Annotated in this window: 14 protein-coding genes; all 14 read left to right on the top strand. The window is 68.2% G+C overall.

Going from position 1 to position 14,699, the window contains the following annotated elements:
* Nucleotides 1-2: 2 nt before the first annotated feature.
* The 14 genes from ACFFJD_RS02770 (at nt 3) to ACFFJD_RS02705 (ending at nt 14,687) form a co-directional block, all read left to right on the top strand.
* Nucleotides 3-623 (top strand): IMPACT family protein, encoded by a 621-nt coding sequence (locus ACFFJD_RS02770; RefSeq protein ID WP_382360582.1) that lies wholly within the window; start codon nt 3-5, stop codon nt 621-623.
* A 56-nt stretch (nt 624-679) separates the two neighbouring features.
* Entirely contained in the window at nt 680-955 is a 276-nt protein-coding gene (locus ACFFJD_RS02765; RefSeq protein WP_382360579.1) for a hypothetical protein, read from the top strand.
* On the top strand, nt 933-2,306 hold the full coding sequence (gene ilvA / locus ACFFJD_RS02760; protein ID WP_382360576.1) for a threonine ammonia-lyase IlvA: 1,374 nt from the start codon (nt 933-935) through the stop codon (nt 2,304-2,306). Before ACFFJD_RS02765 ends, ilvA begins: the two co-directional genes overlap by 23 nt.
* Before the next feature lie 125 nt (nt 2,307-2,431).
* Nucleotides 2,432-4,189: an HNH endonuclease signature motif containing protein gene (locus ACFFJD_RS02755; protein ID WP_382360573.1), complete on the top strand. Its 1,758-nt coding sequence runs from the start codon at nt 2,432-2,434 to the stop codon at nt 4,187-4,189.
* 99 nt (nt 4,190-4,288) lie between these two features.
* On the top strand, nt 4,289-5,140 hold the full coding sequence (locus ACFFJD_RS02750) for a DnaB-like helicase C-terminal domain-containing protein (RefSeq protein WP_382360570.1): 852 nt from the start codon (nt 4,289-4,291) through the stop codon (nt 5,138-5,140).
* A gap of 262 nt (nt 5,141-5,402) precedes the next feature.
* On the top strand, nt 5,403-6,296 hold the full coding sequence (locus tag ACFFJD_RS02745) for an MlaE family ABC transporter permease (RefSeq protein ID WP_382360567.1): 894 nt from the start codon (nt 5,403-5,405) through the stop codon (nt 6,294-6,296).
* A gap of 1 nt (nt 6,297) precedes the next feature.
* Nucleotides 6,298-7,164: an ABC transporter permease gene (locus ACFFJD_RS02740; RefSeq protein ID WP_382360564.1), complete on the top strand. Its 867-nt coding sequence runs from the start codon at nt 6,298-6,300 to the stop codon at nt 7,162-7,164.
* Between the two features lie 6 nt (nt 7,165-7,170).
* Nucleotides 7,171-8,478 carry an MCE family protein gene (locus ACFFJD_RS02735; RefSeq protein WP_382360561.1) on the top strand — a complete coding sequence of 436 codons (1,308 nt, stop codon included), beginning with the start codon at nt 7,171-7,173 and terminating at the stop codon, nt 8,476-8,478.
* The gene (locus ACFFJD_RS02730; RefSeq protein ID WP_382360558.1) at nt 8,475-9,512 is read left to right on the top strand and encodes an MCE family protein; all 1,038 of its coding nucleotides are present in this window, start codon (nt 8,475-8,477) and stop codon (nt 9,510-9,512) included. The genes ACFFJD_RS02735 and ACFFJD_RS02730 overlap by 4 nt, the downstream gene beginning before the upstream one ends.
* A complete protein-coding gene (locus ACFFJD_RS02725) occupies nt 9,512-10,504 on the top strand; it encodes an MCE family protein (RefSeq protein WP_382360555.1) in 993 nt (330 codons plus the stop codon). The genes ACFFJD_RS02730 and ACFFJD_RS02725 overlap by 1 nt, the downstream gene beginning before the upstream one ends.
* On the top strand, nt 10,498-11,607 hold the full coding sequence (locus tag ACFFJD_RS02720; protein WP_382360552.1) for an MCE family protein: 1,110 nt from the start codon (nt 10,498-10,500) through the stop codon (nt 11,605-11,607). The genes ACFFJD_RS02725 and ACFFJD_RS02720 overlap by 7 nt, the downstream gene beginning before the upstream one ends.
* Complete coding sequence (locus ACFFJD_RS02715; protein ID WP_382360549.1) at nt 11,604-12,710, top strand: MlaD family protein; 1,107 nt, start codon at nt 11,604-11,606, stop codon at nt 12,708-12,710. The genes ACFFJD_RS02720 and ACFFJD_RS02715 overlap by 4 nt, the downstream gene beginning before the upstream one ends.
* Entirely contained in the window at nt 12,710-13,867 is a 1,158-nt protein-coding gene (locus ACFFJD_RS02710; protein WP_345313130.1) for an MlaD family protein, read from the top strand. Before ACFFJD_RS02715 ends, ACFFJD_RS02710 begins: the two co-directional genes overlap by 1 nt.
* Before the next feature lie 31 nt (nt 13,868-13,898).
* Nucleotides 13,899-14,687, top strand: a complete 789-nt coding sequence (locus ACFFJD_RS02705) for a hypothetical protein (protein WP_382360544.1) — start codon at nt 13,899-13,901, stop codon at nt 14,685-14,687.
* Nucleotides 14,688-14,699: the final 12 nt, after the last annotated feature.

The raw sequence follows: 14,699 nt of genomic DNA, 5'->3' as shown, positions 1-14,699 counted from the left end.
CGGTGCTGATCCTGGACCCGGCCTCGGGGCCGGTCGTCGACGAGACGGTCATCAAGAAGTCGCGGTTCATCGCCACGGCGATCGGGATCCGGTCGACCGAGGAGTTCGCCGAGTTCCTGGCGGGCGTCACCGCGGCCGAACCGGGTGCCCGGCACGTCTGCTGGGCGTACACCGTCGGTTCGGGGTCGTCGCTGGTGGCGCGTTCGTCCGACGACGGCGAGCCGGGCGGCACCGCCGGGCCGCCGATCCTCGCGGCCCTGCAGTCGCGGGAGGTGGCGAATGCGGCCATCACGGTGGTCCGGTACTTCGGCGGCGTCAAACTCGGCGCCGGCGGCCTGATTCGGGCCTACGGCGGCAGCGCCAACGCGGTCCTGGACCAGGCGCCGCTGCGGGCCGCCGTCGCGACCGCCGTGCTGACCGTCGACGCGCCGATCGACGCGGCCGGCCGCCTGGAGGGCGTGCTCCACGCCCTCGGCACTGTGCTGTCCGTGGAGTACACCGCGGCCGCGGTGCGGCTGGTGGTCGAGGTGCCGGCCCGCGACGACGTGCTCGTGGGCGACCGGATCCTCTCGCTGACCTCGGGGGCTGCGGCGGTGGTCGACATCGCGCATCGGTTGGCCTAGGCCAGAGGTTTCGGTGGGCCGAAATATTTGTTCCGAGGTGCGCTATCATCGAATGCATGACGACCGTTGAACAGCTGACTGCGCCCGGCGGCGAGACACGGCGACCGGCCTCCGGCACGGTGACGGTGTTCGGTGTGGACTGGCCGGCCTACAAGGCCCACGCGGTGCTGGTCGGCGTGGTCGCGGTCGCGCTGGTGCTCGCTTTCGGCGGCACCGGATCCCTGGCCGGATGGGTCGCGGCCACCGCCGTGGTGCTCGTCTGGTGGGGCGAACGTCTGGCGCTGGGTCTGCGGTGGGACGATAGAGAGCGTGACCACCACGCACGACGCTGACCGCACTGCCATCGCCGGACTCGATCGGGCGAGCATTGACGCCGCCGCCGCGCGGTTGGACGGTGTCGTTTCGCGAACACCGCTGGAAGCGTGCCCGCGGCTCTCCGAGGCGACCGGCGCACAGATCAGTCTGAAGCGCGAGGACCTGCAGGCGGTGCGCTCGTACAAGATCCGCGGCGCCTACAACGTGATGGCGCAGCTGACCCCGGCCGAGTTGTCGGCCGGCGTGGTCGCGGCGAGCGCGGGCAATCACGCGCAGGGGGTCGCCTTCGCGTGCGCCACCATGGGCGTCAACGGGCGGATCTACGTCCCCACCACCACGCCGAAGCAGAAGCGGGACCGCATCTCGTGGCACGGCAAGGAGTTCGTGGAGTTGATCGCCGTCGGCGACACCTACGACGCGGCCGCCGCCGCGGCCCAGTCCGACGTGCTGCGCACCGGGTCCACGTGGATTCACGCCTTCGACGATCCGCGGACGGCGTCCGGCCAGGGCACCATCGCCAAGGAGATCGTCGAGCAGTTGGGGGAGGCCCCCGACGTGGTGATCCTGCCCGTCGGCGGCGGTGGCTGCCTGGCCGGCATCGTCACCTATCTGCGGGCGACCTGCCCGGATGTCGCCATCGTCGGTGTCGAGCCGTCGGGCGCGGTGTCGTTGGCGGCGGCGCTGGTGACCGGGGCGCCGCACACGCTGGACCACATCGATCCGTTCGTCGACGGCGCGGCGGTCAAGCGCATCGGTGCGCTCGGACACCGGGTGTTGGCCGACGCGGGCGCGCGGGTGGTGGACCACCCCGTGTTCGCCGAGCTCGGCGACAGCAGTGCGGTGCCGGTGATCGCCGCCGAGGCCGTCGACCTGGCGCCGGGCAGTGTCACCATCACGCACGTCGACGAGGGCGCCATCTGCTCGACGATGCTCGAGCTCTATCAGAACGAAGGCATCATCGCCGAGCCCGCGGGCGCCCTGGCGGCGACCGCACTGGCCGAGCTCGACCTCCCGGCCGATGCGAAGGTCGTCGCGCTGGTCTCCGGCGGCAACAACGACGTCTCCCGCTACGGCGAGATCATCGAGCGCTCCCTGGTGCATCGCGGACTCAAGCACTACTTCCTGGTCAACTTCCCGCAGGAGCCGGGCGCGCTGCGCCGGTTCCTCGACGAGGTGCTCGGCCCGGACGACGACATCACGCTGTTCGAGTACCTCAAGCGCAACAACCGCGAGACCGGCACCGCGCTGGTCGGCGTCGAACTCGGTGATCGCGCCGGCTTCGACGGGCTGCTCGACCGGATGGCCCGCTCCCGACTCGACGTCGAACGACTGGAGCCGGGCACCGCGGCCTACGCCTACCTCACCTGAGGCCTCGAGAGTTCCTCGGGGCGGTGTGCGGAGGACCCGCGCTTGTCGTAGGGCGGGTCTACCATGGGTATAGAACACCAGAACTAGTTAAAGGTGTGCTGACTCGCTTGGGGAGGTGAGTAGCCATGGCGCAGAGAACCGCATCCACGTGGCCCGACGCCGACCTGACCAGCTGCGGTCTACTCGCTCCCGGCACCGACCTCGCCGGTCTATCAACGTCGCGTGTGGTCGGCGCGATCGCTGCGACCAAGAACGGGCACTGCTTCCTGGACTGGCAGCTCTTCCAGTTCGCGCTGTTGATGCATTCCCGCGTCCGCGCTTCCAGCTCCAATGTGGTGGCGACCCAGAAGTCGATCCTGGATCTGGAAGCCCAGACCACGCTCGAGCTGCAGATGAGTCTGGAGAGCACCGAGTACGCCGCACGCGTCCTGCTCCTGGACGCGTTCGACGCTCGTGATCGGTTGCCCCGTGTGTACGCGACGATGAGGCTGGGCCTGATCGATCGCGATCGCTTCCATCGCATCGCCCACGAGACCCGCCTCGTCTTCGACGAAGCCATCATGGCCAAGATCGATGCCCTGATGGCCGCGGAGATCCTGGGTGCCCAGCACGGATACACCTGCATCTCGGTCACTAAGACCGGTGCAATGGCCCGCCGCCATGTCGCCGAGAACGATCCCGATGCCGTGCGCCGCGAACGCGAGGGCGCCAAGGACGGCCGCAGCCTCGGCCATCAGAGCCTCGAAGCGGGCATGGCGCAACTGTTCCTGACCGCCACCGCCGAGGATGTCCGCCTCGCGCGGCAGATGCTCGACGCCGTCATCGCCGGACGCTGCCCCGACGACCCCCGCACCAAAACCCAAGCCCGCTCCGACGCCGCGATCGCGCTGCTGCAGCGCAAACCGTTCACGTGCGCCTGCGACAGCGACGGCTGCACCGCGCAGATCAGCGAGGTCGAACTGGACGCACGCGCGGCCCGCATCGTCGTGCACGTCCTCTGCGATGCGACCACGCTGGAAGGTGGCGACAAGTGCGGTTACCTCGACGGCCACGGCCCGATCTCGGCTGACCATGTGCGCGAGATCGCCGGCCGCAGTGATGCCGTGATCCACCAGCATCGCCTCGATGACCTGCTCGAACCCAGTTCCACCGCCGGGCACGACTCTGCTGAGCGTCCCGACGAGGCTGCGCTGCATCGACGAGCGCCCCGCTCCGACACCCCGGACGAGCGCCGGGGCGATGACCCACGGCCTCCCGCAGAGATCGGTGGAGAACCCGCTGCGGTCATCGCGAAAACGTCGTTGCCGAGCGATCCCTACCGACCGAATCTGCTCACCGACCTGATCGCCCGCTTCCTGTGGGGCACCTGCTCCATCCCCGGCTGCGAGCGCGCCGCTTTCGCGTGCGATCTGGACCATGTGGCCGAGTACGACAACGTGCGCCCCGACCTCGGCGGGCCGACTTGCGTTTGCAATCTGCTCCCGAAGTGCCGCTATCACCACCTGGTGAAGACGAATCTGGAAGGTTTCGTCGACGACCTCTGGATCGACTCGAACGGCCGCTATCACTCGAGCGTCACCACCCCGATGGGACAGACCGTAGAGGTGCTCGCCCCGAATCAGTGGCTGATCCCGCGCCTGGCCGACCTGCGCTGCACGCACCAACTAGCGGGCCAGCACGCGACCGGCACCGCTGGCGGCACCGTCGCAGACGGCCCGCAACGAGCCCGCACGCGCACCGCGGCCAAGCACGCCCGGCGTCGTGCCGAGCGCAAGGCCAACCGCGAACGTCGACTTGCCGAGCAGCCTCAGCAGGCTCCGGAATTCGCCGACACCGTCGAAACCGATGACGACGACTTCGACTGCGACGAGCCGCCGTTCTGAGGGTGCCACCCTTCGTCGTCGCGCAGCCCCGGTGTCGGGGCCGATTGTCGGACCCGCATGGGAGGGTCGTGGTCCGACGAGGCGGGGAGGGGTGGCGTGGTGAGCGAGGATCGACGCGCGGAGGGCGATGATGGGCGGGTGCCGCTGCCCGAGGGCGTGATCGCCACCGGATTCGCCGAGATCGACGAGGTGCTCGGCGGCGGCCTGCGCCGGGGATCGCTGACGGTGATCGGCGGCCATGCCGGGGCCGGCGCTGCGGTCCTGGCCCGCCAGGTCGCCTGCCGGGCCGCCGCAGAACAACGAGTTCGCGTGGCCTACCTCGCGGTCGGCGCGCAGGTCGCGGACGTGGAACGGGCCGCGATCGCGGGGCATACCGGCGTGCGCGTGAGCGAGATCGGGCACGCTACGGCCGCCGACCGGGCGGCCGCGGTGGCGCGGATCTTCGACGGTCGCCTGGAGATCGATCGGTTGGCCGACCGCGCCCGGGAGGGGGTGCTGAGCTGGGCGGTCGGCCGTGCCTCGATCGGTGACACCGACGTCCTGGTGATCGACTGCCTCAACCTGCTGGGCGTCGTCGACGCCGACTGGACCTTTCCGACGAGCCCGCCACTGGACTCGCCGATGATGGCCGACGTGCTCCGTCACCTGCGTGTGCTCGCCCTGGACCGGGATCTGCTGGTCGTGGTGGCGGCCGATCTTCCGAGCGTGGCGGCCACCGAGCGCGGCACCACGTCCGATCACTTGATCGCGCACCGCGCGGCGCTCGGACCGGCCGCGCAGATCGCCGATTCGCTCCTGCTGCTGTACCGGCCCGACATGTGGGACAGGAACGACCCGCGGTGCGGGGAGGCCGACGTCGTGGTGGCGAAAGCACCGTACTGCCACGTGCCGACGGCAGTGACTCTCGCCCATCAGCTGCACCTCGGTCGCTTCGTTTCCATGCGCCAGTAGCCGCATTCCGCGTGTCGCCGATCCTGCGCGTGTCGTGCGGTCGGCGCTCCGGGAAACCGACCTAATGGCCCGTGACGTGCAGATATAGGTGCCAGAGCAGCGGGTATGCGCCGAATGAGCGCTTAGTAATGTGCCTCGCATGAGCGGACCGGGGGCCGCTTAGGTCATAGAGGATGTGAAACGTGATCGTGCCCACACTACGTCCGCCGGAACATGTACATTGCTACTCACCGGTCAGTTCGGGGTTGCTGCCCCGCGGACCATGACGACTACGGGTGAAGGCGGGGGAGTGGCCACGGACACGGTCGACACCGGCGGCGTGCCTGCGCGTTCGAGGCGAGGGTGGTCCGACACCGGCTTCGGCAAGTGGTGGCGCGAGCACATCACCAAATCGTTCGAGACCTTCGGCCGCCAGCTGGCGATGTTCGTCGAGGTCTTCAAGGTGCTGATCACCGACCTGGCCAAGGGGCGGTTCCCGTTCGCCGAGTTCGTCCGACAGTGCGGGTTCATGGCGTCGACGTCGGTCTTCCCGACGCTCCTGGTGGCCATCCCGATCGGTGTGATCGTTTCCATCCAGGTCTCCAACATCGCCGGACAGATCGGTGCCACCTCGTTCGCGGGTGCCGCCACCGGTCTCGGCGTGATCCGCCAGGGTGCGCCCCTGGTGACCGCCCTGATCATGGCCGGCGCGATCGGCTCGGCCATCGCCGCCGATCTCGGCTCCCGGACGATCCGCGACGAGATCGACGCGATGAAGGTGATGGGCGTCAACCCGATCGAGCGGCTCATCTCGCCGCGACTGCTGGCCACGATGGTGGTCAGCTTCCTGCTGTGCGGCTTCGTGTGCTTCGTCGGCTTCATCACCGGCTACCTGTTCAACGTGTACTTCCAGGGCGGCACACCGGGCAGCTATACCGGCACCTTCGCCTCCTTCGCCGGTCCGGCGGACCTGATATTCGCCCTGGTCAAAGCCGTGATCTTCGGAGCCATCGTGGCGGTGGTGGCCTGCGACCGCGGCCTCACCACCAGCGGCGGCCCGGCTGGCGTGGCGAACTCGGTGAACGCCGCGGTGGTCAACTCGGTGATCTTGCTGTTCACCGTCAACGTGGTGCTGACCCAGCTGTTCGCGCTCGTGATCCCGGCGAAGGTGGTGTGAGGTGACCGCATCGCGGTATACGCCGCCGGCCCTGCGACCGCTGGCCGCGCTCAAGAAGTTGTGGACCGTGCCGCGCGACGGCCTGGTCTCGATGGGCCACCTGATCACGTTCCTGGTCAAGTCGATCGGTCTGGCGCCGATCACCTTCCGGCACTACCAGAAGGAAGTCTGGCGGCTGCTGTCCGATGTGGCGTGGGGCAACGGCGCCATCGTGGTGGGCGGCGGCACCGTCGGAGTCATGGTGATCCTGGGCATCATGGGCGGCGCGACCGTCGGGATCGAGGGCTACACCGCGCTCAACCTGCTCGGCATGGAGCCGCTCACCGGTGCGCTCTCGGCGTTCGCCACCACCCGCGAGATCGCCCCGCTGCTGGCCGCGACCGCGTTCACCGCCCAGTCCGGCTGTCGCTTCACCGCGCAGCTGGGCTCGATGCGGATCAGCGAGGAGATCGATGCGCTCGAAGCGATCGCGATCCGCCCGCTGCCGTACCTGGTGACCACCCGCATGGTCGCCGCCGTGCTCTCGATCGTCCCGCTGTACGCGGTCGCCCTGGCCGCCAACTACGTGGCCGCACAGGTGATGTTCCAGGTGCAGAGCGGTCAGGGGGCCGGCACCTACCTGCACTACTTCCAGCAGTTCATGCTCTCCTCGGACGTGCTGTTCTCGTTCCTGAAGGTGATCGTCTTCGTGCTGCTGACCACGTTCATCCAGTGCTACTACGGATACTTCGCGTCGGGCGGACCGGAAGGCGTCGGCGTGGCGGCCGGCCACGCCATCCGCCTGGCGATCATCACGATCGTCTTCGCCAACCTGATCATGACGCTGGTGTTCTGGGGCACCACGTCCGGAATCAAGATTTCGGGGTAACTGAGCATGGTTCGAGTGGACACCGGAGGCCGCGACCCGTCGGTCGCGCAGTACCTGTGGCGGGGCGTCGCCTTCCTCGCGGTCTGCCTCGTGGTCTTGGCCCTGCTGGTGATGCGCTACCAGGGCACGTTCGACAGCCGCACCGAGGTGGTCGCCGAGATGACCGACGTGGGCGACGGCCTGGTTCCGGGCGCCGACGTGCGGTACAACGGCTTCATCGTGGGTGCGGTGGCCAGCGTCGAGGCGGCCGGGGCGGTCGAGTCCGGCCCGCTCAAGCGCGTCAACATCGAGCTGATTCCCGACCAGGCCGACGGCATTCCGGCCAACACCACCGCGCGCACGGTGCCGGCCAATCTGTTCGGCGTGAACTCGGTGGAGCTGATCCAGCCGGCTGATCCCTCCAGCGATCACCTGACCTCGGGTGCGACGATCCGGGCCGACCGCAGCGCCGACACCATCCGCCTGCAGGACGCACAGAACGATCTGCGGGACCTGTTGAAGGCGGTGCCGCCGGAGGATCTGGGCATGGTGCTGGGCAACATCGCGGACGCGCTGCGCGGCGGCGGTGCCACTTTCAAGACCTTCCTGCCCGTGCTCGACGGCTATTTCACCGAGCTCAACGCACAGTTCCCGGCTGGGGCGCCCTCGGGGTTCGCGAACTACAACAACGCGCTCAGCGGGCTCGCCGAGTCGACACCGGAACTGCTCGACGCCCTCGGGCGCAGCGTGGTCCCGGCGATGACCATCGCCGACAATCAGCGCAACCTGACCGCATTGCTCTCGGCGGGGCAGGGGCTGCTGGATCAGACGCAGACGATGTTCGCGAAGAACGGCGACGCCGGCATCCGCTTCGTCGGCGACATGAACACCATGGTCGGCGCCCTCATGCTGGCGCCCGACGCCATGCCGCAGGCGGTCCGCGAACTGTATGTGCTGGCCGGTCGCGTCCTCGGCGTCTTCACCGGTATCAACGGCAAGGTGCAGTTGAACCTGGGCATCAGCTTCAGCCCGTTCGAGCGCTACGGCCGCCAGAACTGCCCGGTGTACGACGGCGGGCCGTACGGCCAGCTGCGCGGTCCCGGCTGCGTCGGCCCGGGCACCGGCACCGGCCCCACCATGTCCGGTCCGTTGATGATCTACCCGGAAGAAGGCCTCCAGCGTCGCACGGTCTCCGGGCGGGTGACCACCCGGCGCGATGACAAGACCATCGAGCAGGCGCTGGGCCGCAAGCCCACCGCCGCCGAATCGCTCATGCTCGGACCGCTGGTGTCCGGTGTCACGCCGGTCCCGACACCTCAGGGAGGAGACAAGTGAGCCAGCCGGCCGCCAGTATCCGCAAACCGCTCATCGGTTTCACCGCATTCGCTCTCGCGGCACTGTTCATGACCTATCTGATCTGGTCCACCCTGGAACGGACCCTCGACGGTCCCACCGGCGACTATTCGACCGTCTTCGGCGACGCCTCGGGATTGGCTGTCGGCGACGACGTGCGCATGGCCGGGGTGCGGGTGGGCCGCGTGGAATCGATCGATCTCGAGGACGGTCGGGCGCGGGTGGGCTTCGACGTCCTCACCGACCAGAAGGTCTACGACAACACCCAGGCCGCGATCCGCTACCAGAACCTCATCGGGCAGCGATACCTGGCGCTCAGCCTGATCGGCGACGCCCCGGGTGCGCCGCTGGGCAAGGGCAGCAGCCTCAAGAGCGACGGCGTGGACTCGTTCGACGTGACCCGACTGCTCGGCGGCTTCCAGCCGGTGTTCGACACGCTCACGCCCGAACAGGTCAACGGTCTCACCATGAGCCTGATCAACACCTTCCAGGAGGGCGACCAGATCTCGCTGAGCAACACGCTCGCGCAGATCGGGCAGGTGGCCGATGACATGGCCGACCGGGACGAGGTGCTCGGCGCGATCATCTCGAATCTGTCGGTGGTGATGCGCGAGCTCGCCTCGCAGGGCGATCAGGTGCAGCAACTGGTCGACAACACCGCCGAACTGGTGCGGGGACTGAACGAGAACTCGGCGGCCTTCGGCAAGTCGGTGCAGCTGATCGGGCGCACCGCCGACGGCCTGGGCACGGTGATCGGCGAGAGCCAGGACGCCTTGGCGACGGCCGGCACCGCCGCACGCAACGCCACCAGCAAGCTGATCGCGATCGGGCCGACCCTGGACCGCGGCGCCAAGGTGCTGCCCGAGTTCCTGGTCCACTTCCCGATGGTGATGAGTCAGGGAGCCTATTTGAACATCTACGCGTGTGAACTGGACATCTCGATCGGCAACGTCTTCCTTCCGCCGGGCCTGCTCCGGCAGATCGGTGGCAACCAGCATTCGGTGGTGTGCCGCTGATGAAGAAGCGACTGCGGCACTCGTGGGGCGAACGCCGCCTCCTCTGGTACGGACTGATCGGTTCGGTGACCATCATCGCGGTGCTGGTGGCCATCGTCGGGTTCAGTGAACTCGGCATCGGCAAGACCACCTACACCGCCAACTTCACCAACGCCGGCGGTATCCGGCCGGGCGACAAGGTCCGGGTCGCCGGCATCGACAAGGGCGAGGTGACCGGCACCGAGTTGGCCGGGGACCGGGTGAAGGTGACCGTCAGCGTCGACGACGACGTGCACGTGACCGACAACGGCGTCGCCACCATCAAGCTGTCGACCCTCCTGGGTCAGCGATTCGTCGAGATCGAGATGGGCGACGGCGACGCGCCGGCACGCGACGGCGTGATCCCCAACACCGAGGTGCCCTACGACCTGCAGAAGACGCTGGAGGCGGGTGTGCCGATCATCGAGGGCATCGACGATGCGCAGCTGGCCGCCAGCCTGCGCGGGCTCAACAAGCAGCTCGACGGGGTGCCGGCCATCGCCGAGCCGACGCTGGACGCGCTGACCCGCATGTCCGGGGTGATCAACAATCGCACCGATCAGATCAACCAGCTGATCAAGGACACCCGGGCGGTCACCGATCAGGTCTCCGCCAGCCAGGACGAACTCTCGATCATCGTCGGGCAGGGGGCGCAGCTGGCCGGCAAGATCACCGCGCGGGAGGCACTGGTGACGCGTCTGCTCGACGGTCTGGCCGAACTGACCGCGCAAGCCGAGGTGCTTGCCGACGCCAACAAGGACCAGTTCGCGCCGCTGATGGCCAACCTGACCACGATCTCGCAGGGCTTGGAGAAGAACCGGGACAACCTGCGCAACATGCTCGACATCCTGCCGGTCACCGCGCGGTCGATCACCAACCTCACCGGCGACGGGCCCTACGCGAACGGGTACCTGCCGTGGGGCATCTTCCCAGACAACTGGCTCTGCAAGGCGAGGGTGGTGGACGGATGCTGACCGGAACCAGGCGTTGGCGGACCGCCACGGCGGGCGCCGCTGTGGCCGCGGCGGCCACGCTCACGCTGAGCAGTTGCTCCTTGATCCCGACCGGGGTGCAGACCGCGGTGGGCGCCGCTCAGACGTACACCGCGTACTTCGACAGCGCCGCGGGCCTGTACGAGGGCAACGACGTCGCCGTCCTCGGCATGCCGGTGGGGCGCGTGGTGTCCCTGCATCCGGAGGGCACCCGGGTGAAGGTGGAGTTGGCGGTCAACAGCGACATCTCGATCCCCGCGGACGCGACCGCCGCCATCGTCAACACCTCGATCGTCACCACTCGTCACATCGAGCTGACCCCGGTGTACACCGGCGGGGACAAGCTGGCGGTCGGCGGCACGCTGGCGCACACGGCGTCGCCGGTGGAAATCGGCACCCTGTTCGACTCGATCGACGCCCTGGTGGACAACCTGAAGGGGGAGCCCGGCGGTGAACAGCCGATCGCCGACTTGGTGGACATCGCCGCCGGGGTGGCCGACGGCAACGGCGACCGCCTGCGCGAGGCATTGACCGCGCTGGAGAAGGCGGGCAAGGTGGGCGCCGACAACGCCGACGGCCTCGGTCAGATCCTGCGCACCATCAGCGAACTGACCAGCGCGCTGACCGCGAACTACCCCAAGATGCTGGCCCTGTCGAACTCGGTGACGCAGGTGTCGGAGATGCTCGGCGACCAGAGCGTCGGCCTGCAGGCCACCCTGGACAACGTGAACTCGGCCCTGCAGAACACGGCCGAGTTCCTGGAGGGCAATGCGGGCAACGTGTCGTCGTCGATGACCGGGCTGGCGGCGTTGGCCTCGAACCTCTCGGACTACTCGCGGCAACTGGTGGACACCATCGACATGGGGCCGCTGCTGTTCCAGAACCTGGCCAACTCCATCTCCGCCGAACAGGGCGCCTGGCGCGCCCAGGTGTTGCTGGACAAGTCGCTGGTGGACAACGAACTGCTGTCGCGGTTCTGCGAGGCGATCAACCTGCAGAAGAACGGCTGTCGGACCGGCCAGCTCAACGACTTCGGACCGGACCTGGGCATCTACTCGGCGCTGTTGGAGTTGAGCAAGAAATGACACCGATGAAGAAGCTCGCGATGAGCGCCGTCTCGCTGGCCACGGTGGTCAGCCTCACCGCCTGCGGAGCGATCCCCGGCCTCACCGTCGAGCAGATCCCATTGCCGGCCCCCGGTTCCCTGGGCGAGACCATGGAGATCAAGGCCGTCTTCGACAACGCCCTCAACCTGCCGGCGCAGGCGAAGGTGCGGTTGGGCGGCACCGACGTGGGGGTGGTCTCCGACATCGTCGCCAAGGACTACCGCGCCGTGGTGACCATGAACGTGTCCACCAGCACCAAGATCCCGGTCGGCACCGGTGCCGAACTGCGTCAGGCCACGCCGCTGGGCGACGTCTTCGTGGCGTTGAATCCGCCGCTGGGCACCACCGAGGGGGTAATGGCCGGCGGTGACACCCTCAGCGGTGCGACCTCGGCCGCGGCGACGGTGGAGGATCTGCTCATCAGCATGACCGCGCAGGTGGATTCGGGGTCGATCGGCGCCCTGCAGCAGATCTTCACCGAGCTGTCCACGGCCCTGTCCGGTGAGGACAAGTACCTCGAACTGCAGGGGGCGATCAACGGTTTCACCACGGCCATCAGTCGGTTCAACGCCAATTCCGCCGAGGTGGACAAGGCCATGGCGACCACCCGAACGCTGACCGCCGACCTGGCGGCCGGCCGCAACCAGATCGCGGCCGCGGTGAACAAACTGCCCCCGGCGATCTCGGTGATCAACGGCGAACTCGGCCTGATCCTGGACACGCTGAACAAGTCCAACGTGGTGACCGGCGCGACGACGGACTTCCTCAACCAGCGGCAGAACGATCTGATCAGCCTGTTCACCCACCTCAGCACGGCCGCCGTCGCTCTCGAGAAGACGGCCCCGCAACTGGGGCCGCTGATGCAGCGTCTGTTCGAGCTGAACCCGAAGTGGCAGAACTCGACGCCGGGCAGCGCCGCCACGGTGGCGACCAAGCTGTACTGGCTCACCCCGGGCGTCGGCTTCGACGCGGCGTCGCGGTTCCCCGAGCTCCAGGATCTGCAGGGCGGTCTGGAAAGTCTGCAGCAGACGCTGGCCGTCGTGCTGGCGCGGCTCAACGGAACGAACGGGGCGCCGAACTGATGATGGCCTTCCTGCGGAAACACTCCATGCTGCTGGGCAACCTCGCCCTCGCCCTGGTGATGGTGCTGGCGCTGGCCTACCTGGCCTTCGTCTCGCTGAGCTGGCGGCCCTGGCAGGGCCGCTACGAGGTGACGGTGAAGTTCCCGATCTCCGGCGGCCTGCAGAACACCTCGAAGGTGACGCTGCGCGGCGTCGAGATCGGCGACGTCGAAGACATTCAGGTGACGCCCCGCACGGTGAACGTACGACTCAGCCTGAACGACGACTACCGGATCAATCGGAACGCCACGTTCTCGGCGTTGGGCCTGTCGGCCGCCGGCGAGCAGTACGTCGACATCGTCCCGACCACCGACGACGGACCGTTCCTGAGCGAGGGTGCCGTCATCGAGACCGCCCAGACCGACGTGACCGCACCCTTCTCCGGCGTGCTCGAATCGAGCCTGGACCTGATCGCGCAGATCGACACCGACAAGCTGTCGTCGGCGCTCGGCGAACTCACCATCGCGCTGAACGACGACCAGCCGAACCAGCTGCGTTCGATCTTCTCCTCCGGCGGCGTGATCTTCGCGCAGCTGTACAAGGTGATGCCGCAGACCACGGCGTTGATTCAGAACGTCGGCACCATCATGGAGACCACCGCCGACGTGCAGCCGGACTTCGGCCGCCTGGTCGACGGGCTCGGCTCGGTGATCGACGCTGCGGTCGAGGCCGATGCCGAACTGCGCACGCTGATGGGCACCGGATCGAGCCGACTGGTCAGTCTGACCGGATCCCTGGACACCATCACCGACCCGATCACCGACGTGCTGGCGCAGTTCATCGACGTCGCCCAGCAGGGCGCGCTGCGGGCGCCGACGCTCGCGGTGCTGTTCCCATCGATCCGGGACGGCTCGGTGCAGTCGCAGAAGATGTTCCACCACGGCGCATGGTGGACCTTGGCGTCGCTCTACCCGCGTCCGTACTGCGACTACCAAGTGACGCCCACCCGCCCGACCAAGATCATGGAGGCGTCGGTGCCGACCAACCTGTACTGCGTCACCGATGATCCGAACCAGCAGCGACGTGGATCGATCAACGCCCCGCGGCCCAAGGGAGACGACACCGCCAATCCGCCGCCGGGCTACGATCCGAACAGCCGCACGGTGCCGTTGAACTGATGGTGACGACCGACGAAATGATGAAGGACGTATGAGCTCGGATTCCCCCGCACACGACCCCGCTGTCGACGATGTCGCTGTTGACGACCTCGCTGTTGACGACCTCGCCGGCGCCGCCGACGACGCCATCGCCGAGACGGCCCCCGTGAGGAAGCCTGCCGACACGAAGCAGGCCGAAGCCGGCGGAGTCGCTGCCAAGGCCGCGCGCCGCGCCGAGGCCGCCGCGGCGTCGAGCGCTCCCGGTGGACGCGAGTTCACCGTCACCTCGCAGAGCCTGCTGCGCGTGGGACTGGCGCTGGTGGCGGTGGCCGCCGTGGTCGCCATCGCGGTGTTGGCCTGGCAGTTGACCGCCAAGTCGAGCGACGTCGCGGCCAAGTCGCAGACCCTCAGTGCGTTCGACGAGGCGAAGTCGGCGTCGTCGGCGTTCGTGACGACCTACTTCGGCGCGATGATGGCGCCGGGCACCACCCCGGAGAAGATCCAGGCGACCGTGGTGCCGCTGACCACCGGTGAGGCCCGCGAGCGGGTGGAGGCCGAGGCGCAGAGCACGGCGCAGTTCTTCGACGAGGGCAAGTTCTCCAACATGAAGGTGGAGGTCAACTCGGCCACGGTGGAGTCGTTCAACGACTCGTCGGCCACCACGGTGGTGGCGGCGACGCTGACCGGCACCAGCGCGGCGGTGCCCGCCGGAGGTCAGCAGGTGGTGCTGCTTCAACTGGATCTGACCAAGCAGGACGGAAAGTGGCTGGTCGGACGCATGATCGCGCAACCAGGGGTCAGTGCCGCACCCGAGCAGCCGGCCCCGGCGCCCGCTCCGTAGAACGGTCCGCCG

This window comes from Gordonia phosphorivorans (assembly GCF_042432625.1).
In the GTDB taxonomy this organism is placed as follows: domain Bacteria; phylum Actinomycetota; class Actinomycetes; order Mycobacteriales; family Mycobacteriaceae; genus Gordonia; species Gordonia phosphorivorans.
Note: the sequence above shows the minus strand (reverse complement) of the source record. Positions and strands in the feature narration are given on the sequence as shown.

Excerpts from the sequence above, each read along its gene's own strand:
- ACFFJD_RS02765 (WP_382360579.1), top strand. The coding sequence starts at position 680 with ATGACGACCGTTGAACAGCTGACTGCGCCCGGCGGCGAGACACGGCGA.
- ACFFJD_RS02745 (WP_382360567.1), top strand. The coding sequence starts at position 5,403 with ATGACGACTACGGGTGAAGGCGGGGGAGTGGCCACGGACACGGTCGAC.
- ACFFJD_RS02705 (WP_382360544.1), top strand. The coding sequence starts at position 13,899 with ATGAGCTCGGATTCCCCCGCACACGACCCCGCTGTCGACGATGTCGCT.
- ACFFJD_RS02755 (WP_382360573.1), top strand. The coding sequence starts at position 2,432 with ATGGCGCAGAGAACCGCATCCACGTGGCCCGACGCCGACCTGACCAGC.
- ACFFJD_RS02710 (WP_345313130.1), top strand. The coding sequence starts at position 12,710 with ATGATGGCCTTCCTGCGGAAACACTCCATGCTGCTGGGCAACCTCGCC.
- ACFFJD_RS02735 (WP_382360561.1), top strand. The coding sequence starts at position 7,171 with ATGGTTCGAGTGGACACCGGAGGCCGCGACCCGTCGGTCGCGCAGTAC.
- ACFFJD_RS02715 (WP_382360549.1), top strand. The coding sequence starts at position 11,604 with ATGACACCGATGAAGAAGCTCGCGATGAGCGCCGTCTCGCTGGCCACG.
- ACFFJD_RS02720 (WP_382360552.1), top strand. The coding sequence starts at position 10,498 with ATGCTGACCGGAACCAGGCGTTGGCGGACCGCCACGGCGGGCGCCGCT.
- ACFFJD_RS02725 (WP_382360555.1), top strand. The coding sequence starts at position 9,512 with ATGAAGAAGCGACTGCGGCACTCGTGGGGCGAACGCCGCCTCCTCTGG.